This window comes from Ruegeria sp. CF1 (assembly GCF_056537445.1).
In genome coordinates, this window is record NZ_JBQFRN010000003.1 from 316,530 (window position 1) to 337,740 (window position 21,211).

The 21,211-nt window shown below is 55.9% G+C and carries 24 protein-coding genes and 1 tRNA gene; 9 read left to right on the top strand and 16 right to left on the bottom strand.

What is annotated here, in order from left to right:
* The first annotated feature begins 8 nt into the window (after positions 1–8).
* Together ACRZ96_RS09085 and ACRZ96_RS09090 are read left to right on the top strand one after the other, a co-directional pair.
* Entirely contained in the window at positions 9–374 is a 366-nt protein-coding gene (locus ACRZ96_RS09085) for a hypothetical protein (RefSeq protein ID WP_480537106.1), read from the top strand.
* A gap of 63 nt (positions 375–437) precedes the next feature.
* Positions 438–1,964 (top strand): MFS transporter, encoded by a 1,527-nt coding sequence (locus tag ACRZ96_RS09090; RefSeq protein ID WP_170422711.1) that lies wholly within the window; start codon positions 438–440, stop codon positions 1,962–1,964.
* A 46-nt stretch (positions 1,965–2,010) separates the two neighbouring features.
* Here ACRZ96_RS09090 and ACRZ96_RS09095 read toward each other — a convergent pair whose 3' ends face one another.
* The 7 genes from ACRZ96_RS09095 to ACRZ96_RS09125 all read right to left on the bottom strand — a co-directional run bounded on the left by ACRZ96_RS09095 (position 2,011) and on the right by ACRZ96_RS09125 (position 9,305).
* Positions 2,011–3,354: a S41 family peptidase gene (locus ACRZ96_RS09095; RefSeq protein ID WP_170393963.1), complete on the bottom strand. Its 1,344-nt coding sequence runs from the start codon at positions 3,352–3,354 to the stop codon at positions 2,011–2,013.
* Between the two features lie 6 nt (positions 3,355–3,360).
* Complete coding sequence (locus ACRZ96_RS09100; RefSeq protein ID WP_480706130.1) at positions 3,361–4,494, bottom strand: murein hydrolase activator EnvC family protein; 1,134 nt, start codon at positions 4,492–4,494, stop codon at positions 3,361–3,363.
* Positions 4,491–6,008 (bottom strand): 2,3-bisphosphoglycerate-independent phosphoglycerate mutase, encoded by a 1,518-nt coding sequence (gene gpmI, locus ACRZ96_RS09105; RefSeq protein ID WP_480771772.1) that lies wholly within the window; start codon positions 6,006–6,008, stop codon positions 4,491–4,493. The genes ACRZ96_RS09100 and gpmI overlap by 4 nt, the downstream gene beginning before the upstream one ends.
* A gap of 86 nt (positions 6,009–6,094) precedes the next feature.
* A complete protein-coding gene (locus ACRZ96_RS09110; RefSeq protein ID WP_480706127.1) occupies positions 6,095–7,765 on the bottom strand; it encodes a sulfatase-like hydrolase/transferase in 1,671 nt (556 codons plus the stop codon).
* A 15-nt stretch (positions 7,766–7,780) separates the two neighbouring features.
* Positions 7,781–8,011, bottom strand: coding sequence for a (Na+)-NQR maturation NqrM (gene nqrM / locus ACRZ96_RS09115; protein WP_170393970.1), 231 nt, complete (start codon positions 8,009–8,011; stop codon positions 7,781–7,783).
* 15 nt (positions 8,012–8,026) lie between these two features.
* Entirely contained in the window at positions 8,027–9,052 is a 1,026-nt protein-coding gene (locus tag ACRZ96_RS09120) for an FAD:protein FMN transferase (protein WP_480706125.1), read from the bottom strand.
* A 67-nt stretch (positions 9,053–9,119) separates the two neighbouring features.
* Positions 9,120–9,305, bottom strand: coding sequence for a hypothetical protein (locus ACRZ96_RS09125; RefSeq protein WP_480706123.1), 186 nt, complete (start codon positions 9,303–9,305; stop codon positions 9,120–9,122).
* Between the two features lie 120 nt (positions 9,306–9,425).
* On the opposite strand from ACRZ96_RS09125, the gene ACRZ96_RS09130 reads away from it, so the two are divergent.
* Positions 9,426–9,950 carry a CBS domain-containing protein gene (locus ACRZ96_RS09130; protein WP_480706121.1) on the top strand — a complete coding sequence of 175 codons (525 nt, stop codon included), beginning with the start codon at positions 9,426–9,428 and terminating at the stop codon, positions 9,948–9,950.
* A 4-nt stretch (positions 9,951–9,954) separates the two neighbouring features.
* Here ACRZ96_RS09130 and ACRZ96_RS09135 read toward each other — a convergent pair whose 3' ends face one another.
* The 7 genes from ACRZ96_RS09135 to ACRZ96_RS09165 form a co-directional block, all read right to left on the bottom strand.
* Positions 9,955–10,734, bottom strand: coding sequence for a metallophosphoesterase (locus ACRZ96_RS09135; RefSeq protein WP_480706119.1), 780 nt, complete (start codon positions 10,732–10,734; stop codon positions 9,955–9,957).
* Between the two features lie 134 nt (positions 10,735–10,868).
* On the bottom strand, positions 10,869–12,092 hold the full coding sequence (gene nqrF, locus ACRZ96_RS09140; protein WP_170393981.1) for an NADH:ubiquinone reductase (Na(+)-transporting) subunit F: 1,224 nt from the start codon (positions 12,090–12,092) through the stop codon (positions 10,869–10,871).
* Between the two features lie 10 nt (positions 12,093–12,102).
* A complete protein-coding gene (gene nqrE, locus ACRZ96_RS09145) occupies positions 12,103–12,711 on the bottom strand; it encodes an NADH:ubiquinone reductase (Na(+)-transporting) subunit E (protein ID WP_050603817.1) in 609 nt (202 codons plus the stop codon).
* Positions 12,711–13,364: an NADH:ubiquinone reductase (Na(+)-transporting) subunit D gene (locus ACRZ96_RS09150; RefSeq protein ID WP_152460184.1), complete on the bottom strand. Its 654-nt coding sequence runs from the start codon at positions 13,362–13,364 to the stop codon at positions 12,711–12,713. The genes nqrE and ACRZ96_RS09150 overlap by 1 nt, the downstream gene beginning before the upstream one ends.
* On the bottom strand, positions 13,364–14,179 hold the full coding sequence (locus ACRZ96_RS09155; protein ID WP_170393983.1) for a Na(+)-translocating NADH-quinone reductase subunit C: 816 nt from the start codon (positions 14,177–14,179) through the stop codon (positions 13,364–13,366). Before ACRZ96_RS09155 ends, ACRZ96_RS09150 begins: the two co-directional genes overlap by 1 nt.
* Positions 14,172–15,380 carry an NADH:ubiquinone reductase (Na(+)-transporting) subunit B gene (locus tag ACRZ96_RS09160; RefSeq protein ID WP_480706117.1) on the bottom strand — a complete coding sequence of 403 codons (1,209 nt, stop codon included), beginning with the start codon at positions 15,378–15,380 and terminating at the stop codon, positions 14,172–14,174. The genes ACRZ96_RS09155 and ACRZ96_RS09160 overlap by 8 nt, the downstream gene beginning before the upstream one ends.
* A 5-nt stretch (positions 15,381–15,385) precedes the next feature.
* Complete coding sequence (locus tag ACRZ96_RS09165) at positions 15,386–16,729, bottom strand: Na(+)-translocating NADH-quinone reductase subunit A (RefSeq protein ID WP_170422696.1); 1,344 nt, start codon at positions 16,727–16,729, stop codon at positions 15,386–15,388.
* 299 nt (positions 16,730–17,028) lie between these two features.
* On the opposite strand from ACRZ96_RS09165, the gene ACRZ96_RS09170 reads away from it, so the two are divergent.
* The 3 genes from ACRZ96_RS09170 (at position 17,029) to ACRZ96_RS09180 (ending at position 19,503) form a co-directional block, all read left to right on the top strand.
* Positions 17,029–18,144, top strand: a complete 1,116-nt coding sequence (locus tag ACRZ96_RS09170; protein ID WP_170511833.1) for a THUMP domain-containing protein — start codon at positions 17,029–17,031, stop codon at positions 18,142–18,144.
* A gap of 126 nt (positions 18,145–18,270) precedes the next feature.
* A tRNA-Pro gene (locus ACRZ96_RS09175) sits at positions 18,271–18,347 on the top strand.
* Positions 18,348–18,441: 94 nt separating this feature from the next.
* The gene (locus ACRZ96_RS09180; protein WP_480814411.1) at positions 18,442–19,503 is read left to right on the top strand and encodes a tyrosine-type recombinase/integrase; all 1,062 of its coding nucleotides are present in this window, start codon (positions 18,442–18,444) and stop codon (positions 19,501–19,503) included.
* Here ACRZ96_RS09180 and ACRZ96_RS09185 read toward each other — a convergent pair.
* Both ACRZ96_RS09185 and ACRZ96_RS09190 read right to left on the bottom strand, forming a co-directional pair.
* Positions 19,500–19,724 (bottom strand): helix-turn-helix domain-containing protein, encoded by a 225-nt coding sequence (locus ACRZ96_RS09185; RefSeq protein WP_480814412.1) that lies wholly within the window; start codon positions 19,722–19,724, stop codon positions 19,500–19,502. The genes ACRZ96_RS09180 and ACRZ96_RS09185 overlap by 4 nt on opposite strands.
* A gap of 102 nt (positions 19,725–19,826) precedes the next feature.
* The gene (locus tag ACRZ96_RS09190) at positions 19,827–20,015 is read right to left on the bottom strand and encodes a hypothetical protein (protein WP_480814413.1); all 189 of its coding nucleotides are present in this window, start codon (positions 20,013–20,015) and stop codon (positions 19,827–19,829) included.
* A gap of 306 nt (positions 20,016–20,321) precedes the next feature.
* Between ACRZ96_RS09190 and ACRZ96_RS09195 the strand changes: the two genes are divergently transcribed.
* From ACRZ96_RS09195 to ACRZ96_RS09205, 3 genes are read left to right on the top strand one after another with little or no spacing between them, the layout of a single operon-like run.
* Positions 20,322–20,600: a hypothetical protein gene (locus tag ACRZ96_RS09195; RefSeq protein ID WP_480814414.1), complete on the top strand. Its 279-nt coding sequence runs from the start codon at positions 20,322–20,324 to the stop codon at positions 20,598–20,600.
* 35 nt (positions 20,601–20,635) lie between these two features.
* The gene (locus ACRZ96_RS09200; RefSeq protein WP_480814415.1) at positions 20,636–20,881 is read left to right on the top strand and encodes a hypothetical protein; all 246 of its coding nucleotides are present in this window, start codon (positions 20,636–20,638) and stop codon (positions 20,879–20,881) included.
* 42 nt (positions 20,882–20,923) lie between these two features.
* Positions 20,924–21,163 carry a hypothetical protein gene (locus ACRZ96_RS09205; protein WP_480814416.1) on the top strand — a complete coding sequence of 80 codons (240 nt, stop codon included), beginning with the start codon at positions 20,924–20,926 and terminating at the stop codon, positions 21,161–21,163.
* Positions 21,164–21,211 lie beyond the last annotated feature (48 nt).

The window sequence follows — 21,211 nt, forward strand, 5'->3', positions numbered from 1 at the left end:
GGTACTCAATGTCTCATACCACCCTGACACCAATCCGCTTCGAAAACGGCCTGTGGGAAGGCCATTTGACCAGCGAAAGCCCCCCTCAGATCAAGGTGCTGTTTCTTGGTGAGCCTTTGACTGATGTGGAGTTGGAACCAGCAAAAGATGGCTGGGCCTTGCGCATCCCAGTGCCGCCCGCCGCCCTGTCGGAAGGTGTCCATACTGTCGTGATTCACGATGGAACAACAGGCCATAAGCTGGGGGATTTCACCATCATCGCCGGTTCACCCGCCGCAGATGATCTGAGGGCCGAAGTCGCTTTGTTGCGCGCCGAGTTGGACATGTTAAAGCGCGCGTTCCGCCGCTCTCAGGCATCTCAAAGCGAAACCTGACCACAGTACCGATAGGATTGTCCCTATCTTTTCAGGTCCATACGTGCATCATTGGATTGGCCTATGGATCGCAACAGCATCATAAAGGTCATCGCGCTGATGGTGACGGGTTTCGGGATCGGGATCGATTTTACCGGTGCCCTGATGCTGGTCCCGGCAATCGAAAACAGCTTTGACGCCGACATCACCAGCACCCAGTGGGTTCTGAATATTTACGCTCTGTTCTTTGCAATGACGATGGTGGCCGGAGGTCGCCTGGGTGACATGTATGGTCATCGCAAGATGATGATCATCGGTCTTTCGATCTTTCTGTTTGCGTCGGTTTTATGCTTTGTCTCACCCGGTTTGGACTACCTGATCGGCGCACGCGCCTTGCAGGGGATCGGGGCGGGATGCGTGTGGCCCTGCACGCTTGCATTTGGAGCCACCAAAGTGTCGAAAGAAGAACACCGCGCATTGGTGATGGGGCTGATACTGGCGGGTGTCACCACGGGTAATGTCTTTGGACCGATGATTAGCGGCGCGGTGGTCAATCTGGGTGATTGGCGGTTGTTTTTCCTCGCCAATGTGGTGTTTTCCAGCATTTCGATGACGACTGCGATCCTGCTGATGGAGCGTGAGACCGAGCATAAGAAAGGTGAACACATCGACTTTGCCGGGATGGGTATCCTGTCTTTTGCAGTTTTGCTCTTGCTTTACGGTTTGGACGTTGGTGCCGATTGGGGCTGGACTTCGCTGCCGCTTTTGCTGCTGTTTTTTGTCAGCGCCGTTTTGTTCTTCCTGTTTCCGAAAGTCGAAAAGAGGGTCAAGGAACCCTTGCTAATGCCTCAGTTGATGCAGAACCGAGAGTTTCTGATTACCTTGGGTCTGAATATGTTCAACGTCTCGGCAGCTTTTGTCGGGCTGCTTTATTTTCCGCAGTATATGCAAAAAGTCTTGGGATGGTCTGTGTTCCAATCGGCGCTGGGTTTGGCACCGCTGACGGTGTTGCTAGCGGTCGGATCAATCGTCTCGGGTACGCTGTATAACGATTTTGGGCCCAAGCGACTGCTGTTTTGGGGGTATATTTGCGCCACAGTCGGGGCGGCAAGCGTTGTCATCATGCCTTCCGGGACCGGATATTTTCAGATTCTGCCCGGAATGGCGCTGATTGGTTTGGGCGCAACGCTGACGGTCGGGCCTTCGGGAACAGCCGCTGTATGCGCGGTCAAGCCGGAACGCGCCGGACTGGTTGGCGGCCTGAGTTTCATGACCCATCTTGTCTATGGGGCAATCGCGGTCGCCTGTGCGACGGCGGTCATGTATGTGACAAGCCTGTCCAGCCTGAAAACCCGATTGACCGCGTCAGGCATCAACATGTCCGAGGCTGATCAGAAAGCGATCAATGGTGGAACGCTGAACACAGACTCGGCAAAAGCAGTGCTTGAAAAGTTGAATTCAGGTGAAACTGAAAAGGTTCAGGCCGCCATTGCGGCGGCCTTTGATACCGGAATGAATATGGCTTTTGTATTCGCCACGATCTCAGTCGCTGCTGGAATCGTCCTAGCGCTGATGCTGGATGAGAAAAAGCTGCACAAGGTCGAAGGGTAACCCGTACAGGTGTAAGTATGGGGCCGCTGGTGGCGGCCCCTACCCTTTATTGTGACGGTCCAGTCGGATTGAATGCGGACAGGCCTTTGAGGATATCGATGGCATATGCCAGTTGATAATCCTCTTCGCGCAGCTCTGCGGTGGCTTCAGCTTTGGCGCGATCCTCTTCAATCTGGCGAATCTCGTCCTCGCTGAGGCTGTCATTATTCAGGCTGCCGCGCAGATCGGCCTCGGACCGGGTGCGGGTGTTTGTATCTTCCTCTTCCTCGTCAACCGGGTTGTTGCGTGGTTGTTCGACGATGATGTCCGGGCTGACGCCAAGCGCCTGAATCGAACGACCCGAGGGCGTGTAGTAGCGAGAGGTTGTCAGACGCATAGCCCCGTCACCCCGAAGCGGCATGACCGTCTGCACCGATCCCTTGCCGAAGCTCTTAGTACCAACCACGATGGCGCGATTGTGATCCTGCAAGGCGCCCGCGACAATTTCCGACGCCGAGGCCGAACCACCGTTGATCAGCACAACGATGGGCTTGCCTCCGGTCAGATCGCCGGGTGTTGCGTTGAATCGCTCACCATCTTCGAGATTGCGACCCCGGGTCGAGACGATTTCGCCCTCATCCAGGAACGCGTCAGAGACCTTAATGGCCTGTGTCAATAGCCCGCCCGGATTGTTACGCAGATCCAGAACGATGCCATTGACGTTTTCGATGCCTCCGGCCTCTTCGATCTGTTCTTCCAGTCCTTCCTTGAGGTTCGGATAGGTTTGGTCATTGAAGGTCGTGACACGCAACACGACACTTGTACCTTCGGTACGTGCACGAACTGCGGTCAGCTTGATCGTGTCGCGAACGATCGTCACGTCGAATGGCTCCTGCTCGCCTTCACGCACGACTGTGATCACGATTTCCGATCCCACCGGGCCGCGCATCAGGTCCACGGCTTTATCCAGCGTCAGCCCCAAAATACTCTCGCCATCCACATGGGTGATGAAATCGCCCGCTTCGATACCAGCAGCATCCGCTGGGGTGTCATCGATGGGCGATACAACTTTGACAAAGCCTTCTTCCTGCGTGACTTCGATACCGAGCCCGCCAAACTCGCCACGTGTCTGCACGCGCATCTGCTCGGCATCATCAGGCGACAGGTAGCTGGAATGTGGGTCTAGCGAGGTCAGCATCCCGTCAATCGCAGCCTCGATCAGCTCGTCGGTTTCTACCTCTTCGACATACTGGGCGCGAATACGTTCGAAAATGTCACCGAACAGATCAAGTTGTTCGTAAACACTTGCCTTGTTCTCGGCCTCTTGCGCAAGCAGAGGGCCTGCGATCTGTGTTGTTGCGACTATCCCTGCCACGGTGCCGGCCAGTCCGGCCATCACAAATTTCTTCATACTCGTTTATCCATCCTTGTCCGTCCGGAACCATGATTCCGGGTCCACTGGGCTGTTATCCTGTCTTACTTCTATATAGAGCGTTTCTGACCAGTCAGTTCCAGTGCCATCACCGCTTGTTGACATAATAGCGCCGATTTCCGGAGTTTCACCCGGCATCAAACCTACCGGAGTACCCTCGGGTATCACTTCCCCGGTCAGACCATATACCTCTTGCAGACCTGAGAACACGAATAGCAATCCGGGCTGGGGTTCAAGGATCACAAGATTCCCGAGATCCAGCAAGGGCCCGCGGTAACGGATCGTGGCAGCCGTTGGCGCGGTGACCAATGCGCGGGGTCGCGTGCCCAGCACCAGCCCGGGGCGCGTTACCCCCGCTGCGTCCGTTTCGCCCGCCCAGTGCAGCATGACCCCTTGTGCGGGCAAGGCGATTTGACCTTTCCGGCCCGAGACATCTGCATTTGTATCTTCAATCTCACCATCGGTGATCTCGGATAACCCACTGGCAAACCCATCCAGCGTTTCGGTCGAGGATATCAGGATCGCTGTACGCACAGGATCTTCTACGAAACGGCGAGGCAGATCGGTCCGGTCCGCTATCGCCTCACTAAGCTGCGTGCGGGCATCCTGAACACCCTCCAACCCTTCGGTCAGCGTATTGGCAGCGTTTTGTTGAAGCTGTCGCAGCGTCTGTACCTCTTGCAATTCGTTTGCAAGCGCCTGAGCCTGCGCGTTCAACCCAGGCGTGACTTCGGACAACATCATACCAGTGCGCGCGGCCCCAAGTGGGCCGGACGGGTGCAGCATAAGTACCGGAGGCGCGGTGGTTTCGATCGTCTGCAGAACACCTAACAGCTGCGCCACCTCCTGCTCTTGTACCTGCAATTCTGCAGTCAATTGCGCCTCGCGCAAGGCCGCGCGGCGCAGGCCGTCGCGCATGGCGCTCAGACCAGCCTCGTAGGCTTTTATGGTTTCGGTCAGAGCTTTGACCCGGTCGCGGGCAGATTCGGCCTCAGTCAACGCGATCGAGGCTTGCTCCAGCATCTCGGCCGCTTCTAGTGCCGCCTTTGACGGGCTGGTTTGGGCGACGACAGGGGTGGCCCAAACCAGCGCTGCAGCAACGATCGGGTGCAATCTCATGTCAGCAAGCTTTCCCCTGTCATTTCAACGGGTTTAGGCAATTCCATAAGCTGCAACAAAGTTGGAGCAAGATCGGCCAAGCGCCCATCGCGCAGGCTTGCCCATTCGGGGCCGCCGACCAGAACAACAGGCACGGGATTCAGCGTATGCGCCGTATGTGGACCGCCCGTTTCCGGATCGACCATCATTTCACAATTACCGTGATCTGCGGTCACAATCATCGCACCCCCGACCTGCTTCAGCGCTGCAACCACCTGCCCCAGACCTTGATCAACAGCTTCACAGGCTTCAATCGCAGCTTGCAGATCACCGGTATGACCAACCATATCTGGATTGGCGTAGTTGGTGACGATCAGATCATATCCGCCGTGGATCGCCTCGACGAACTTTTCTGTCACTTCGGCCGAGGACATCTCGGGCTGCAAATCATATGTCGCCACTTTGGGCGATTTGGGCATGAAGCGATCCTCGCCACCCTCGGGCTGCTCTTTGCCACCGTTCAGGAAGAAAGTGACATGAGGGTACTTCTCGGTTTCGGCCAGCCGGAACTGGCGCAGGCCTTGCTTAGCAACCCATTCGCCCAGCGTGTTCACGATATCCCGCTTGGGAAATACGGTCGTCATATAATCGTTATGGCCATCGGAATACTCAACCATGCCCAGTAACGCCGACAACTGCGGGCGCGGACCGGAGTCGAACTCGGCAAAACCGGGCTCCCCAATTGCCCGCAGGATTTCTCGGGCACGGTCGGCGCGGAAGTTCAGGCAAAAGAACCCGTCACCGTCCTTAATACCGGAATAACCAGCAAGAACCGTGGGCGCGATAAACTCGTCGGTTTCGGATTGGGCGTAGGCATGGTCGACGGCCTCATGGGCCGAGGCCACGGTGCGCCCCTGACCTTTGACTATTGCGTCATAGGCCTCGGAGACGCGTTCCCAGCGATTATCGCGGTCCATGGCAAAGTAGCGCCCACAGACGGTGACGACCTTTGCGCCATCGGGCAACCGGTCTTCGAGTTCGGCGATGTAGGTAAAGGCCGATTTCGGGGCCACATCGCGCCCGTCGGTGATCGCATGTAGCGCCACAGGCACACCCGCATCGGTAGCCGCTTTGGCGGCAGCTACGATGTGATCCAGGTGCCCGTGCACGCCCCCATCCGATACCAGCCCCATCAGATGCGCTGTCCCGCCTGCAGCTTTCACCTTAGCGATGAAGCTCTGCAGCGCCTCATTGTGAAAGAAAGAACCGTCTTCTATGGCTAGGTCAATCTGCCCCAGATCCATCGCAACCACGCGCCCAGCCCCGATATTGGTGTGACCAACCTCGGAATTACCCATCTGACCACTAGGTAGACCCACATCCGGCCCGTGCGTTATCAGTTGCGCATGAGGACCTTCAGCCATGAGAGCATCAAAGGTTGGCGTATTTGCCAGATAAGGCGCATTGGCCTTGGTGTCGTCGGATAGGCCCCAACCATCAAGGATACAAAGGACAACGGGCTTTGGGGCGGTCATGAAAGCTCTCCGATTGAGGCGGCGTTGCTGTCTTCTACCCCCTGCCCGCTCAAGGTTGAACCGTCATTAGGGCCGCGAATGAAGAATTAATCTGTCTTGTAGTCCCCAAAGGGTCGCGCTTTGCGGTTGCGGTATTTAACGGTCAGCTCAAGCGGCATCTCGTTTTCGTCGTAAATACCGATCACCACGCCTGTTCCTCGGCTTGATCCACGCATGTTTAGCAGTTGTTCTTCCGACCGGGTCGTGCGCTGCGACTGGCGCCGCGTCCAGGTGAACAGGTAATCATACATCTCGGCGATGATGTCTGCATGTTCATCGCTTTCGCCCAGGTCCGTCAGCTCGCTCGGATCATTCTCTAGATCAAACAAAAGCGGGCGATAGCCCCCTTCACAATGGATCAGCTTCCATTTCTCGTTTGCAACCATGAACATGACCGCATCCCGAACCGAGGCGTTCAGTGTCTGCGCAATGGGGGATGCGGAGTAGTCGTACTCACAAATCACCACATCGCGCGGAGTGCTTTCGGCCTGACCGTGCAGGATGGGCAGCAATGAATGCCCCTCCAAAATGTGCCCTGCAGGTTCACCGCCTGCGATGTCTAAAAACGTAGGCGCTAGATCGATGGATTCGACCAATGCATCGCATGTGGTGCCGCGCGTGGCATCAGCCTCGGGCGATGGATCATAGATGATCAGCGGCATTTTGGTCGAGGCGTCATGGAAGAAGGTCTTCTCTCCCATCCAGTGATCGCCCAGAAAATCCCCGTGGTCCGAGGTCAGCACGATCATCGTGTCCTGCATTCGTCCGGTCTGTTCCATCCAGTCAAACAGCCGCCCCATTTGGTCGTCAGCCTGCTTGATCAGGCCCATATAGGCTGGAATCACGGCCTCGCGTACATCCTGACGCGAGAAGGTCTGGCCGATTTTCGTATCTATGAACGCTTTCAGCACCGGATGAGCGTTCTGCCGTTCAGCTTCGGACCGAATGACAGGCAGAACGTGTTCGGGACCATACATCGAGGCGTAGGGTTCTGGCACAATATAGGGCCAATGCGGTTTGATATAGCTGAGGTGGCAGCACCACGGCCCCTCATGGTTTTCAATGAACTCCATGCCGCGAGAGGTGAGATAAGGCGTTTCGCTGTCTTCCTCGGCGATATTCGCGGCCTCTGACGAATTCTTCAGGAACCAACCCGAAAGCACATTGCCCTCTTCATCCAGCCCCGAATTGGCGAAGTCGTGCCAGGGGTTGTCACTCTCATAGCCTTTGTCTTTCAGATACTCGTTGTACCTTTTGGCGCCATCCGGGTCATAAAACCCATCCGGCCCTTCGGGGCGCATCCCGTCATCGCGCTCAAAGACATCAAACCCGCATTCAGCGACGCGTGCCCCGATCAGGCTGTCGGGCTCAAGCCCCAAACGAGCCATACCCTCGGCGTCTGCGCGCATATGAGTCTTGCCAACCAACCAGCAATCCATCCCTGCCTTGCGCAAGTGATCGCCCATGGTGACCTCACCAACTTTCAGCGGGATTCCGTTCCATGACGCGCCGTGCGAATGCACATAGCGGCCGGTATAGGTCGACATACGGGAACTGCCGCAGATCGGAGACTGGATGTAGGCCCGCGTGAACCGCACACCCATCGAGGCGAGACGGTCAATATTTGGCGTATGCAGATGTGGATGCCCGTAGCAGCTGAGATAGTCCCAGCGCAATTGGTCGAACATGATGAAGAGGACGTTCTTGGCTTTGTTCATGCCAAGAGGGTTATCCTAGCCTTCCATCTGTTGCAGCATCTTTTTCGCACGCTTGCACTGCAACTGGTCGCGCAGAGGGCTGTCGGGATCGATATCCTTTTGGCAGACCACACATTTATCGGCACCCGAGATCGCGTTCAGGCCACCGCAGCTGCCTTTGATGGTTTTGCCCATCAACATCACACCCAGCGCCATGCCAACCATGACGATCAGCAACAGGAAAAAGGCCAGAATAAAGGTGCTCATAGCGGTTCCTACCGGTCAGTTGGTCCCCAGCGCATCCTTGAAGGCGCTGCTTTGTACGGTGATATAGGCTTCTTCTCCGCTTGTCACATCCCGAGAGATGAAGAACACGGCAAGTTTATGCTCTTCGGCCAGTTCCAGACCCTTTTCCAGACCCAATGCTAGCATCGCCGTTGCCCACGCATCCGCCATCATGGCGTTGTCTGCTAAAACAGTAACCGAAGTGGTGCGATGAGTAATCGGGCGGCCCGTCGTCGGGTCAATGATATGCGAATAGCGCACCCCGTCCTGTTCGAAGAAGTTCTTGTAATCACCCGAGGTCGCCATTCCCAGATTGTCGAGCGGCACGATCAACTGGATTGATTGCGCGCCAGTCTCGGGTTTTTCGATCCCGATCCGCCAGCTTTCGCCTTTGTCATTCGCGCCCATGGTCACCAGATCACCACCGATCTCGACCATATAGTTCTCGATCCCGGCCTCGCGCAGCTGTGCGGCAACCGCATCGATGCCATAGCCTTTGGCGATCGCAGACAGGTTGATCCCGACTCCGGCATCTGACTTGGCCATAGTGCCCGCTCCGCGATCCAAGTCTAACAGCCGCGCTTGCCCCACTTGCCCAAGCGCTGTCGCGATCTCGTCATCTGCCGGAATTGGGTCTTCAGGTTTTCGCGGTCCAAACCCCCACAATTCGATCAGCGGACCAAGGGTAACATCAAACGTACCACCGGATTTCTCGTGAACCTCATTTGCGGCCTCGATGACGAAGGCAAATTCGTCTGACACTTGCATGGGGTCCGTGCTGCCTGAGGCCGAGAAGGTCGAGACCTCGGAATTCGGGTCCCAGTTGGACATCTTGGCATTGACCTGCGCCAGGGTCTCCTGAACCGCTTGCCCCAGCGCTGCTTCGTCTAAATCATCGCCGATTGCGGTGATATTGAACGTGGTTCCCATCGTCTCGCCAGACAGGCGCACCACATCCGGTTCTTTGCCAAACAAACAGGCCGAAACAGTCAAAAGTAAGGCCAGTGCGATCAGTGGGCGCATGGTGCAATCTCCCGGGAGTGTTCTTGCCCGGCATATGCCAGTGAGCCTGTTCAGAGTCAAACCGGCCTCAAATCTTGAGCGGCAAAAACGCCAATGTGAAAAGTCCGATTGCTGCCGGGATGCCAAACAGCCAAGCGCGCTTTTGCCAACCTTCCGGTTGCTGTTTCCAAACCATGCGAAAATTATGGCCGCAGACCACCACGATAAAGAATATCAGCGCGGCAACTGGTGGCGTCAGATACAGGTTGCTCACAAGCAATTTCCTTTTGAAGTGGCCAAGTTACGCCGGTTTTCGAAATTGCACCCTATACAGGGCCGGTCCCTGCGGTAAGGTAGGTTGTAAGGACAATACCGGTGAAAGAGGAAACCGCCCATGGCCCCAAGCTCTTACCAGCCTCCGATACGCGGCGACAAGGCCGCGGCGACAACCCGCAGTCAATCAGTTGAGACCAATCTGTCGCATACCCAGACAACGGTTGCGAAACTGATGGAAGGTAAAGGGGATGCCGTTTTTTCGGTGCGGCCCAACGACACGATTCACTCGGTCGTGGATATCTTGCGCGAAAAACGCATCGGGGCTGTTGTTGTGACAGATCAGAATGGTGCCCTGCAGGGTATCCTTTCCGAACGTGATATCGTGCGCCGCATGGCGGAAACGCCCGGCCAGACCCTACCCCAATCCGTGGCTGATCTTATGACGACTGAGGTAAAAACCTGCAGCCCCGAAGATTATCTGAACGACGTGCTGAAAACCATGACCGAAGGCCGGTTCCGGCATATGCCCGTACTGAGTGATGGAAATCTGCGCGGGGTGATCACCATTGGCGATGTGGTTCATTTCCGCTTGAAAGAACTGGAATATGAAGCACTTAGAATGAAGCAAATGATCGTAGGCTAGCGACTTACACCGATACGCGCGCGATTCCGGTGTGCGCGGTCGAGATAAATCGGACAGAACCAGGCGAGATTTCCGCAGCCGTCAACTGATCGGTGATGAACGCACCTGTATCAATCGAAATGACATCATGCTCGACCCGAGCTTCGTCGACGATGGTATGGCCATGCACCACCCATTGCTCGTCTTTCCGGCGTTTCTTGCGGAACTGAGGATGCCCCCAAAGGCAAGTTCTGTCCTGTTGCCGATCGACCGGCTGCGAAGGATCAAGCGCGGCATGAACAACCGTTACATTCCCGCTCGTCCAGGTCAGCGGCCGATCATGCAGCCAGTCCAAAAGCGGTTGTCCCATCGCTTGCTGCAGTTGTTCGGCAACGGCTTGCGGGTTGGACTGGTCAATATCAGCAAGCCCAAACGAAGCCAAAGTCTGAGCACCGCCATTATACAGCCAGACACGCTCCATCCGTGTTGGATCAGACAAAAACCCAAGCAGCATATCTTCGTGATTGCCTTTCAGGCAGATCGCCCGGGTTTCAGGGTTCGTGTCGAGGTGGTGTAGCTGACGCAACACCTGCGCGCTGTATCCGCCCCGGTCAACATAGTCGCCTACAAACACCACCGGACAGTCGTTATCCAGCGCAGGTAGGAGCCGTTGTAAAAGATCCAACCTCCCATGTATGTCTCCGATTGCGTAGAATTTTTCTGTAGGCGCCAATGAATACAGATTCACCGGCTGATCAGACGGTGTTTGAGATGCGATAAGCCTTTTGATCCATCCGGTTAACATAAGACCTGCTGCCTAATGCGGAAAAATATGGAGCAGCATTCGCCAAATGCAGACGTTGATATTGGCAGCCTGCCCAACATCAGACCTAAAAATGAAAATGGTCGGTCCCAAGGGTTGGAACCGACCGATGCTGTTTATCCGCCGAAATCATCGAGCATGATGTCTTCGCGGTCCACGCCCAGATCCAGCAGCATGTTGATGACCGACTGGTTCATGATTGGCGGACCACACATGTAGTATTCGCAATCCTCGGGTGCGGGGTGGTTCTTCAGATATTCCTCGAACAAAACGTTGTGGATAAAGCCAGTGTAGCCTTTCCAGTCATCCTCGGGCTGGGCGTCCGACAACGCAACGTGCCATTCGAAATTGTCGAATTCCTTGGCCAGCGTGTCGAAGTCTTCGACAAAGAACATCTCTTTCTTCGACCGCGCGCCGTACCAGAAGCTGATCTTGCGGTTGCGGTTTTCAAGGCGTTTGAGCTGGTCAAAGATATGGCTGCGCATTGGGGCCATACCAGCACCACCACCGATGAAGACCATCTCTTTTTCTGTCTCGCGAGCAAAAAACTCGCCAAAGGGACCTGAGATTGTGACCTTGTCGCCCGGTTTCAGGTTGAAAATATACGACGACATCTGACCCGGAGGGATACCTTCGGACCCAGGAGGGGGCGAAGCCACGCGGACGTTCAGCATGATCATGCCTTTTTCATCCGGATAGTTTGCCATGGAATAGGCGCGTTCGATCGGTTCGGCGACGACGGATTTGTACTGCCATAGATTGAAGCGATCCCAATCCTCGCGGTATTCTTCTTCTACGTCGAAATCCGTATAGGCGAGCTGGTGTGCAGGCGCTTCGATTTGGATGTAACCACCAGCGCGGAAGTTCACGTCCTCACCTTCCGGGAGGTCCAATGTCAGAGCCTTGATGAAGGTCGCTACGTTCTCGTTCGAACGCACCGTGCATTCCCATTTTTTGACGCCGAAGACCTCTTCGGGAACTTCGATGTCCATATCCTGCTTGACTGCAACCTGACAGGATAGCCGGTCACCACAAGACGCCTCGCGCTTGGTGATGTGGCTTTCCTCGGTCGGCAGGATCGAGCCACCGCCGGAATGCACGCGCACGCGACATTGCGCGCAGGTGCCACCACCACCACAAGCGGAGGGTACGAATAGCTTCTCTGCCGCAAGCGTCTGCAGCAGCTTGCCACCCGCCGGGACCGAGATTGTTTTCTCACCATTGATGGTGATGTTCACGTTACCGGTTGAAACCAGCTTGGACCGCGCCGCCATGATGATGGCAACCAGACCAAGAACGATAACGGTGAAAAGGGCTACACCTAAGCCAAAGGTTTCCATTCCGCCCTCCTTACAGTTTCACGCCCGAGAAGGACATGAAGGCCATCGCCATCAGTCCAGCGGTGATGAAAGTGATGCCCAGGCCTTGCAGACCATCGGGAATGTCCGAATACTTCAGCTTTTCCCGAACACCCGCCATCGCAGTAATCGCCAGAGCCCAGCCAAAGCCAGAGGACAGACCGTAAGTCGCCGCTTCGGCAAAATTGTAGTCGCGTTCCACCATGAACAGTGAACCACCCAAAATGGCGCAGTTTACAGTGATCAGCGGCAGGAAAATCCCAAGCGCGTTGTAGAGCGGGGGGAAGTACTTATCCAGCACCATCTCTAGGATCTGAACCATCGCTGCGATCACGCCGATATACGAGATCAGTCCAAGGAAAGTCAGGTCCACATCCGGGAAACCTGCCCAAGCCAGCGCACCTGGTTTCAGCAGATAGTTCAGCAGCAGATTATTCGCCGGCACGGTGATGGCCTGCACCACCATGACCGAGATGCCCAGACCCAGCGCAGTTGAAATCTTCTTCGAAACAGCGATGAAGGTACACATCCCCAGAAAGAAGCTGAGCGCAAGGTTTTCGACAAAGATGGCCTTTACGGCCAGTGAAATCAGACCTTCCATCAGTGGGCCTCTACCTGCTGGATTTTGTATTCACGCTCTTCCACCTGGTTCGGCTTCCATGTGCGGAAGGCCCAGATGATCAGACCGATGATGAAGAAAGCCGACGGCGGCAGCAGCAGCATGCCGTTGGGCACATACCAGCCGCCGTTGTTGACGGTCTCCAGAATGGTGACACCGAACAGTGACCCGGCGCCAAACAGCTCACGAATGAAGCCGACCAGCAGCAGGATCAGACCATAGCCCATGCCGTTGCCCATGCCGTCGATAAAGGACGCGACCGGGGGGTTCTTCATGGCAAAGGCCTCGGCCCGGCCCATCACGATACAGTTGGTGATGATCAGGCCGACAAAGACCGAAAGGGTTTTCGAAATCTCAAACGCATAAGCCTTGAGGATCTGGTCCACCAGGATCACCAGCGAGGCGATGATCACCATCTGCACGATGATCCGGATTGAGCCGGGGATCTGGTTGCGCAGGCACGAGATGAAGAAAGACGAGAACGAGGTCACGAAGATCACCGCCAGCGCCATCACCATAGACACCTGCAGTGACGAGGTCACCGCCAGCGCCGAACAGATGCCCAGCACCTGCAGCGTGATCGGGTTGTTGTCGACAAGCGGGTCGACCAGCATCTCTTTCTTGGTCTGAGACATCAGAGCTCTCCTGCTTGCAGTTTGGCCAGGAACGGGGCGTAGCCCGCGTCGCCCATCCAGAATTTCACCAGGTTATCGACACCAACCGACGTCAGCGTGGCACCAGCCAGCGCATCGACATAGAAATCGGGGCCTGCCGCAGGCTGCGACTTGGCAACGGTGATTTGCAGATCGCCTGCATCATCGCGCAGCTTTTTGCCATTCCACAGCGCCTTCCAGCGAGGATTGTCCACCTCGGCGCCAAGGCCCGGTGTCTCACCGTGCTGATAGAACTGCAGGCCGTAGATATCGTTGCCGTTGTTTTCCAGCGCGATGAAACCATAAAGCGTGGACCAGAGGCCATAACCGTGCAGCGGCAGGATTACCTTATCAAGCGCGCCTGCATCATCACGCAGCAGATAAATCACGCGGTACTTGGACTTGCGCCCGATCCCAGCCGGGTCATCGTCCAAAGCGACGCTCAGTTCTGGATCGCTGGCAGCAGCGATATCATCAAAGGTGGTCGCGTCGAACTGATCGTCAACGAATTCACCTGTAGACAATTCCAGTACATGCGGCTCAAAGGCAGCGAATGCCTCGGTCACATCAATGCCTGGTTCGTAGATGCCGGCAACTTGCAGAACGTTGACTTGCTTATCCTTCAAACGGTTGATTTCCTGCACCGGGCGCAGGCTGACCGCAGCAGCAGACACGACCATCGAGGCTACAAGGCAGACGGCAACGGCAACAAAGATAGTCTTGCCAACCGAATCTGGCGAAGCAGCCAGAAACTTGGCAATCGCTCCCTTGGGTTCATTGGATTGCGTATCAGACATGGCGACGCGCCCTCCGTTTGATGTTTGCCTGGACGACGAAATAGTCGATCAGCGGCGCAAAAACGTTTCCGAACAAGATTGCCAGCATCATACCTTCTGGGAAAGCGGGGTTAATGACGCGGATCATCACAACCATGATACCAATCAGCGCGCCATAGATGTAGCGGCCCATATTGGTGTGACTGGCCGAAACGGGCTCAGTTACCATGAACGCCAGACCAAAGGCGTAGCCCCCAAGAACGATATGCCAGTACCAAGGCATCGCGAACATCGGATTTGTGTCCGATCCGATCAGATTCAGCAGAAGCGTGAAGCCTATGGTGCCCGCAAGACAGCCCACAATCAGGCGATAATTGGCAATCTTGGTCGTCAGCAGGAAGGCCAGGCCGATCATGCAAGCCAGCGTCGATGTCTCTCCAAAGCTACCCTGAATTTGCCCGAAGAACGCATTGGCCCAGGTGATCCCGTCGGCGGCCAGTGCCTGAACGCCTTCAGCAGCGGAGATGCCCAATGCAGTCGCACCGGAAAATCCATCCACCGGGGTCCAGACTGAATCCCCCGACATTTGCGCGGGATAGGCGAAATATAGGAAAGCGCGTCCGACCAGCGCTGGGTTGAGGAAGTTCTTGCCCGTGCCGCCAAATACTTCCTTACCGATCACGACACCGAAAATGATGCCTAACGCGACCTGCCACAATGGCGCTGTCGCAGGCATAATCAGTGTGTAAAGCATCGAGGTTACTAGAAAACCCTCGTTGACCTCATGGCCGCGCACAGTGGCGAAGATGACCTCAAAAATACCGCCCGCAACCAGTGTGGTAATGTAGATCGGAAGGAAATACATCAATCCATGCATCACATTGGCGAAAATGCTGTCAGGGTTCAGCGAGATGCCGAACACCTGCAGGATCGCAATCCGCCAGCCTGTTGCCGAATCCGTTCCCAACGTAGCAATGGCCGAGTTTGCCTGATAGCCAGTGTTATACATCCCCCAGAGGATTGCGGGGATCGTAGCAATCACGACATAGGTCATGATCCGCTTCATATCCACGTAAGAGCGCGCATGCGGCGCGACGGTCGTGACGGTTTTCGGAGTGTAGATAAAACTTTCCACCATCTCGTAGATGGGGAAATATTTTTCGTACTTGCCGCCCTTGGTAAAGTTCGGCTCGATCCGATCGAAGAAGCTGCGCAAACCCATGTGGATCAGCCCTCCTTTTCAATCTTGGTGAGGCAGTCGCGCAGCGCCAGCCCATATTCATATTTCGCAGGGCAGGCAAAGCCCACAAGGCCCAGGTCTTCTTCGTCCAGTTCCAGTGCACCCAGCGCCTGCGCGGTGTCGGTGTCCATCACCAATAGCGCCCGCAGCAATTGCGTCGGCAGATAATCCTGGGGCATAAGCTCTTCGAATACACCCGTCGGCACCATCGCGCGGCGACCACCATTCAGGTTAGACGTGAATGAATAGAGCTTCTTGGCAAAAGCCGATCCCAAAACAGGCTGTACCGCATATTTCGAAGGCATAGGAAGAATCCAGCCCAGTGTGTGCTGATCATGATCTTCGCGAATAATGCTGATCTGGCGCGCAAAACGGCCCAGATAGGCGGTCGGACCATCGGCATGCTGCCCCGACAAGATCGACCCCGAGATGATCCGCGCGATCCCGTCGACGTTCACTTCATCCCGGGTCAGGTCATCCGTCGACGCGCCCATCACGGTGCGGATCAGGCGCGGCTGGCGCGCGCCCGGTCCAGACAAAGCAATCACGATGTTTGAATCCAGATGACCGGTCTGCATCAGACGACCGATCGCGATCACGTCCTGGTAGCCAATGGTCCAAACCTGCTTGTCCCCTCCCAGCGGCTCAAGGAAGTGAATATGAGTTCCAGCAAGGCCCGAGGGGTGTGGGCCGGAAAACGCAGCCGCTTCGATACCTGGCAGATCGGAACCGGGGATGGATGCCCCCTCTTGCTGGCACAGATAAGTCTTGCCGTTGGTCAGGTTTGAGACAGCTGCGAGACCAGCCGCAAATGCCTCGCCCGCATCCGCAATAACCAATGCCGCATCACCTGCCAGTGGATCGCTGTCCATGGCTGTCACGAAGATTGCTGTAGGCTTGGAGCCTGGTTCGGGCATCTTTGAATAAGGACGTGTCCGGAAAGAAGTCCACAGCCCGGCCGCGCAGAGCTTAGCCGTGACACCTTCGGCAGTCTCGGCATCGCCGGTGCCCGAGAAATCTATGCCGGCGTCATTGGCATCCGAAACCTCGATCACCACGCTCTGCAATACACGTCGCGCCCCGCGATTAATTGCCACGACTTTGCCAGTCAGCGGCGCGACCATCATCGCGTCGGGCGCATCCTTGTGGCAGAACAACGGCGTTCCTCGCTGGACCGCGTCGCCCTCTTGCACCAGCATCTTGGGCTTTAATCCGATATAATCACTGCCCAGAACGGCAACCGACGAGAATTCAGGCCCCGGCTGGATTTTCTGTTCGGGCGCGCCTTCAACCGGCAAATCCAACCCTTTTTTTAGTTTGAAAGTTTGCATGTTGCTACGTTCTTCCAAGCCTTTGTCCTGCGCCTGCTGCGCGCCATCTTACAATGATGCCAGGAAATAACACGAAATTTCCCGTCTGTCCGGTCGCGAAAGCGCCATTATCCGACCAGAATCCGCAGGCGTATTTCCGATCACGGCTCCTTTACGCGGGGATGAGTGCAAACGCAAACCTGTTACCGCCCAAAATCGAAAAGGAATGTCACATTCTTTTGAGCTTACGGTCGTTCAGAACAATTTGCCCATTTAATTTGCGTGTCGCACAGGCTGATCAACCGGTGTAAGCAACCACAATGGACAACAATGATAAATTCGAGATTTTTCTGATTGCCACTCCAGGGCTCGAAACGCCTTTGTGTGCCGAGGTCATCGAGCGCGGATTCTCAGGCGCCAGGATCGTTCCAGGTGGTGTTGTGTGCCGTGGCGATTGGCCGGAAGTCTGGCGCGCCAATCTGGAATTGCGCGGTGCCAACAAGGTTCTGGTGCGACTGGGCAGTTTCCCCGCCGTGCATTTGGCGCAATTGGACAAGCGCGCCCGAAAATTTCCGTGGGCGAGTTATCTCAGTCCAGACATTCCCGTGAAGGTCGAAGCAACCTGCCGCAAATCTCGTATCTATCATGCGGGAGCGGCGCGACAGCGCATCGAACAAGCCATATCCGAGGGGCTCGGCACCTCAGTCTCACCCGATGGCAAAGTCCGTGTGCTGCTAAGAATCGAAAAAGACATATGCACGATCTCCGTCGACACATCCGGCGAGCCCTTGCACAAGCGCGGTCATAAGCCTGCAGTCGCCAAGGCCCCGATGCGGGAAACAATGGCTTCGATGTTCCTGCGTGAGTGTGGGTTTGACGGGTCTGAACCGGTTCTGGACCCGATGTGTGGCTCTGGAACATTCGTTATCGAAGCGGCTGAAATTGCACTTGGTCTGCCCCCAGGCCGCTCACGTCAGTTCGCATTCGAAGATTTGGCAAGCTTCGATCCAGATGTCTGGCAAGATATGCGCGCCCAAACCGATCCGCCCGAAACAGAGCTCAGGTTCTATGGCTCAGATCGTAATGCAGGCGCGATTGAGGCTTCCCGCTCCAACGCCCAGCAAGCACATGTGGATCATGCCACCCGATTTCAGCACTGCTCGGTCAGTGACATCAAACCACCAGAAGGCCCAGCTGGGCTGGTCATCGTCAATCCGCCCTACGGGGCACGCATCGGTGATGAAAAGCGCCTGCGGTCGCTCTATGGCAGTTTAGGCAAGGTATTATCCAGTCGTTTCCAACGATGGCGTGTGGGCATCATCACCACCACACCCGGACTTGCCCGCGCAACGCGATTGCCAATGCTTCCCCCCGGCCCAATCGTTGATCACGGCGGAACAAAAATCCGACTGTATCGAACAAATCCGTTGCAGTAACTCAGCGAAATCGCAGATCAGGAGAACGGTTTCAATCACCCCTCGAATCCAGCGACGACATATGTGTGTACGCCCAAAATCCCTCTTGCACATCAATATGACGAGGTATAGATCACGCGCCACGGTCGGAGTGTAGCTCAGCCTGGTAGAGCACTGTCTTCGGGAGGCAGGGGTCGGAGGTTCGAATCCTCTCACTCCGACCAATAAAATCAAAAGCTTAAGGCCCCGTTTGGGGCTTTTTCTTTTTCCGTATATACTGCTCGGGACAATTTTGGGACACTCGGGCGGGCATGCGGCATGGCAAGCTTCACCAAACGCGGCGACGGACAATGGCAGGCGAAGATTCGTCGCAAAGGCTGGCCTGCCAAGTCCGGCACCTTCAAGACCAAAAAACTCGCCGAAGCATGGGCGCACAAGATAGAGTCCGAAATGGCCAGCGGTCATTTTGTTGACAGGACACCCAGCCAGCGCACCACATTGCGCGATCTGATCGAGATCTATCTGCGCGAGGTCACGGACAGGCGGCCAGGCAAGTCGTCACGCTACGCAGAGCGCAAAAGGCTGGAACGCTTCATGCGTGAAGAGAAAGAACTTTGCGCGCACGCCGTCGCCAATCTGACTCCCGAGCAATTCGAGGCCTACCGCGACAAGCGGCTGGCCACGACCCACAAGAGCGGCAAGCCTATTGCTGCAGGTACGGTCAAACGCGAGCTGTCCACGCTCAAGCGTGTGATCGACCACCGCAAACGTCGCCTCGGACTGATCGTCAATCCGCTCAACGCAGAAGATGTCACCCGCCCTGTGGTCAATGACGAGCGAGATGTCCGGCTCACACCCGAAGAAAAACAACGACTGCTAGAGGCGTGCGGCGACGCTCGAAATCCGTGGCTGCGCCCCTTCGTCGAGCTCGGCTTTGAGACCGGCGGAAGGCGCGGCAGCTTGCTTAACCTCAAATGGAATGATGTCGATCTGAAAGCCCGCAAGCTGGTTTTTCGCGGTGTGAAGAACAGCCGTACGCCCGACAAGATCATCGACCATACCGTACCGCTCTCACCCTGTGCCATCGCAGTGCTGGACTCTTTGCCACGCAGCATTGACGAACGCGTCTTCCCGATGAGCGAGAACGCGTTCAAGCTCGCCTTCCGCCGCGCGCGCAAGCGTGCCGATCTGATGCATTTCCGCTTCCACGACACACGCCACGAGCGGGTGTCTTCACTCTTTGAAGCGGGATGGTCCGATATGGCAGTGATGGCAATCTCCGGTCACAAGGACCCGAAGAGCCTGAAGCGTTATGCCAATCTCCGGCCCGATCATCTGGCAGACGAACTTGCCAAGCTTGAAGAGGGCAAGTCCGGCTAGGCGAGTGGTCCGTCGCGATGAAGGTCGATGAAAGCGATCAGGTCATCTTTTGCAAAGAACACGCGCCTGCCAATGCTCACTGTCACCGGCCCGCGTCCTTTGTAGACAAGGTCGCGGAGCGCGCCGCGCGTCATCCCAAGCGCGTAGGCTGCCTCTTCATAGCTGTAGAGCAGCTTCTCGGGCTTTGCATGCGCAGCCGATATGTCGCGCGGAATTTGCATGACTGAACAATAAGGGGCTTCCCGCGCCAATTGCGTGATCTCGAATTGGTCACGGCAGACAGGAAGGTTCCCGTGACCAACGCGTGATCACGGGATTAGAACTTAGAGCCGTGGACCGGCATGCTTGCGGGCAAGCGTGAGACTGATGGTCTCAAGATTGCGCAGCGCGATGCTGCGATCTTGCGATCCCGCATCGCTGCGTACCAGCTCTTGCTGGACGGAAGCGAACAGCGCGCGAAGTTCGCTGACGCTGCGGCCTTGCAGGACGGCCTGTGTGAAGAGCTTAGTCATGATCCTCTCCTTTGTCTTGCGAGGCCGTGCCCATCACGGCCTTTCTTGACCGCCCCACACATCATCAGCAGGGAAAGGTCCGCTGATGGGCGGCAGGCTGAAGGCAGGCAAAGGAAAGGAGAAGGAATCGCGCAAGTCAGGAAGCGTCAGAGACCGTCAGAACGGCAGAAGAATTCGCCGCTAACCCGCTTCCAACAAGGGATAGCGCGGTTCGCAAGTTTGACGGGAAAGCGCTGAAATTGGTAAAATGAAAGTATAAGGAGAACTGCAAAAGCAGCGGATTTGTTTATTCATTTGGAAATCGCCATGACTACGCGCAAAGGCTCGTTCGAGCCTAAAGGTCTGCTCGTCTCCTATAAGGAGCTCGGCACCATCAGCATTGACGAGCTGAAAGACGCGATGATCGAAGACATCAACGCCCTCAAGGACATCTACAATGTCCACTACGTGAAGGCTTGTCGTCTCAAGCTGTTCGTGACCAACGAATATGGAGAAGAGTACCAGGTCCGCAGACCCGGCGGCGGTCGCATCTTCTACATGGACACGCACCACTATCGCCCCGCCTGCAAAGACTACGATCTCTGATCCGCGCGCATGCACCCAAGATAAGGAGCTATGCCATGAAACCTCCCATCCCTAACCCCTGCTATATCGGACTCGAAGAAGCCCGTACCGTCCTGAATGAGATGGGCATCGATCTCAACGAGCGACAGATGCAACGCGCTGCCGAGAAAGATGCACGAGGCAATCGCAAGCTGCCGTTTTTTGTCGACCCCATCGACGGCAAGCTACGAATAGAAAAGGGAACGCTTGTGAGAATTTATCGCGAAGCGCAAATAGATGCTGAAAACACCAGCAAATATTGATAGATTGTTTGATCCAAAAAATTTGAGCAGCAGAAGGAATTAATGTCCGACATAAGAAAAAGAACAGGTAAGAAAGGAACGACCTATCAGGTTCGCTATCCGAACAGCGCCGCGAAGTGCGGCTATTCCTACAAGTCGTTTGATACGATGAAGGAAGCAAGGGCGTTTCTTGAGAGCGGACTTGCACGGAAGACCGGCGCGACTGGCGGCGACAGAAGCATCCGCACAGTACCGCAAGCTGTGAATCGGCATGCAAAATTGACCCACTTAGGTGGGTTATGAGCGAATAAAATTGACCCACCTGTTTTCGTTAAGATCCGCACAAAAGTG

Excerpts from the sequence above, each read along its gene's own strand:
- ACRZ96_RS09085 (WP_480537106.1), top strand. The coding sequence starts at position 9 with ATGTCTCATACCACCCTGACACCAATCCGCTTCGAAAACGGCCTGTGG.
- ACRZ96_RS09090 (WP_170422711.1), top strand. The coding sequence starts at position 438 with ATGGATCGCAACAGCATCATAAAGGTCATCGCGCTGATGGTGACGGGT.
- ACRZ96_RS09095 (WP_170393963.1), bottom strand. The coding sequence starts at position 3,354 with ATGAAGAAATTTGTGATGGCCGGACTGGCCGGCACCGTGGCAGGGATA.
- ACRZ96_RS09100 (WP_480706130.1), bottom strand. The coding sequence starts at position 4,494 with ATGAGATTGCACCCGATCGTTGCTGCAGCGCTGGTTTGGGCCACCCCT.
- gpmI (WP_480771772.1), bottom strand. The coding sequence starts at position 6,008 with ATGACCGCCCCAAAGCCCGTTGTCCTTTGTATCCTTGATGGTTGGGGC.
- ACRZ96_RS09110 (WP_480706127.1), bottom strand. The coding sequence starts at position 7,765 with ATGAACAAAGCCAAGAACGTCCTCTTCATCATGTTCGACCAATTGCGC.
- nqrM (WP_170393970.1), bottom strand. The coding sequence starts at position 8,011 with ATGAGCACCTTTATTCTGGCCTTTTTCCTGTTGCTGATCGTCATGGTT.
- ACRZ96_RS09120 (WP_480706125.1), bottom strand. The coding sequence starts at position 9,052 with ATGCGCCCACTGATCGCACTGGCCTTACTTTTGACTGTTTCGGCCTGT.
- ACRZ96_RS09130 (WP_480706121.1), top strand. The coding sequence starts at position 9,426 with ATGGCCCCAAGCTCTTACCAGCCTCCGATACGCGGCGACAAGGCCGCG.
- ACRZ96_RS09135 (WP_480706119.1), bottom strand. The coding sequence starts at position 10,734 with ATGTTAACCGGATGGATCAAAAGGCTTATCGCATCTCAAACACCGTCT.
- nqrF (WP_170393981.1), bottom strand. The coding sequence starts at position 12,092 with ATGGAAACCTTTGGCTTAGGTGTAGCCCTTTTCACCGTTATCGTTCTT.
- nqrE (WP_050603817.1), bottom strand. The coding sequence starts at position 12,711 with ATGGAAGGTCTGATTTCACTGGCCGTAAAGGCCATCTTTGTCGAAAAC.
- ACRZ96_RS09150 (WP_152460184.1), bottom strand. The coding sequence starts at position 13,364 with ATGTCTCAGACCAAGAAAGAGATGCTGGTCGACCCGCTTGTCGACAAC.
- ACRZ96_RS09155 (WP_170393983.1), bottom strand. The coding sequence starts at position 14,179 with ATGTCTGATACGCAATCCAATGAACCCAAGGGAGCGATTGCCAAGTTT.
- ACRZ96_RS09160 (WP_480706117.1), bottom strand. The coding sequence starts at position 15,380 with ATGGGTTTGCGCAGCTTCTTCGATCGGATCGAGCCGAACTTTACCAAG.
- ACRZ96_RS09165 (WP_170422696.1), bottom strand. The coding sequence starts at position 16,729 with ATGCAAACTTTCAAACTAAAAAAAGGGTTGGATTTGCCGGTTGAAGGC.
- ACRZ96_RS09170 (WP_170511833.1), top strand. The coding sequence starts at position 17,029 with ATGGACAACAATGATAAATTCGAGATTTTTCTGATTGCCACTCCAGGG.
- ACRZ96_RS09180 (WP_480814411.1), top strand. The coding sequence starts at position 18,442 with ATGGCAAGCTTCACCAAACGCGGCGACGGACAATGGCAGGCGAAGATT.
- ACRZ96_RS09185 (WP_480814412.1), bottom strand. The coding sequence starts at position 19,724 with ATGCAAATTCCGCGCGACATATCGGCTGCGCATGCAAAGCCCGAGAAG.
- ACRZ96_RS09190 (WP_480814413.1), bottom strand. The coding sequence starts at position 20,015 with ATGACTAAGCTCTTCACACAGGCCGTCCTGCAAGGCCGCAGCGTCAGC.
- ACRZ96_RS09195 (WP_480814414.1), top strand. The coding sequence starts at position 20,322 with ATGACTACGCGCAAAGGCTCGTTCGAGCCTAAAGGTCTGCTCGTCTCC.
- ACRZ96_RS09200 (WP_480814415.1), top strand. The coding sequence starts at position 20,636 with ATGAAACCTCCCATCCCTAACCCCTGCTATATCGGACTCGAAGAAGCC.
- ACRZ96_RS09205 (WP_480814416.1), top strand. The coding sequence starts at position 20,924 with ATGTCCGACATAAGAAAAAGAACAGGTAAGAAAGGAACGACCTATCAG.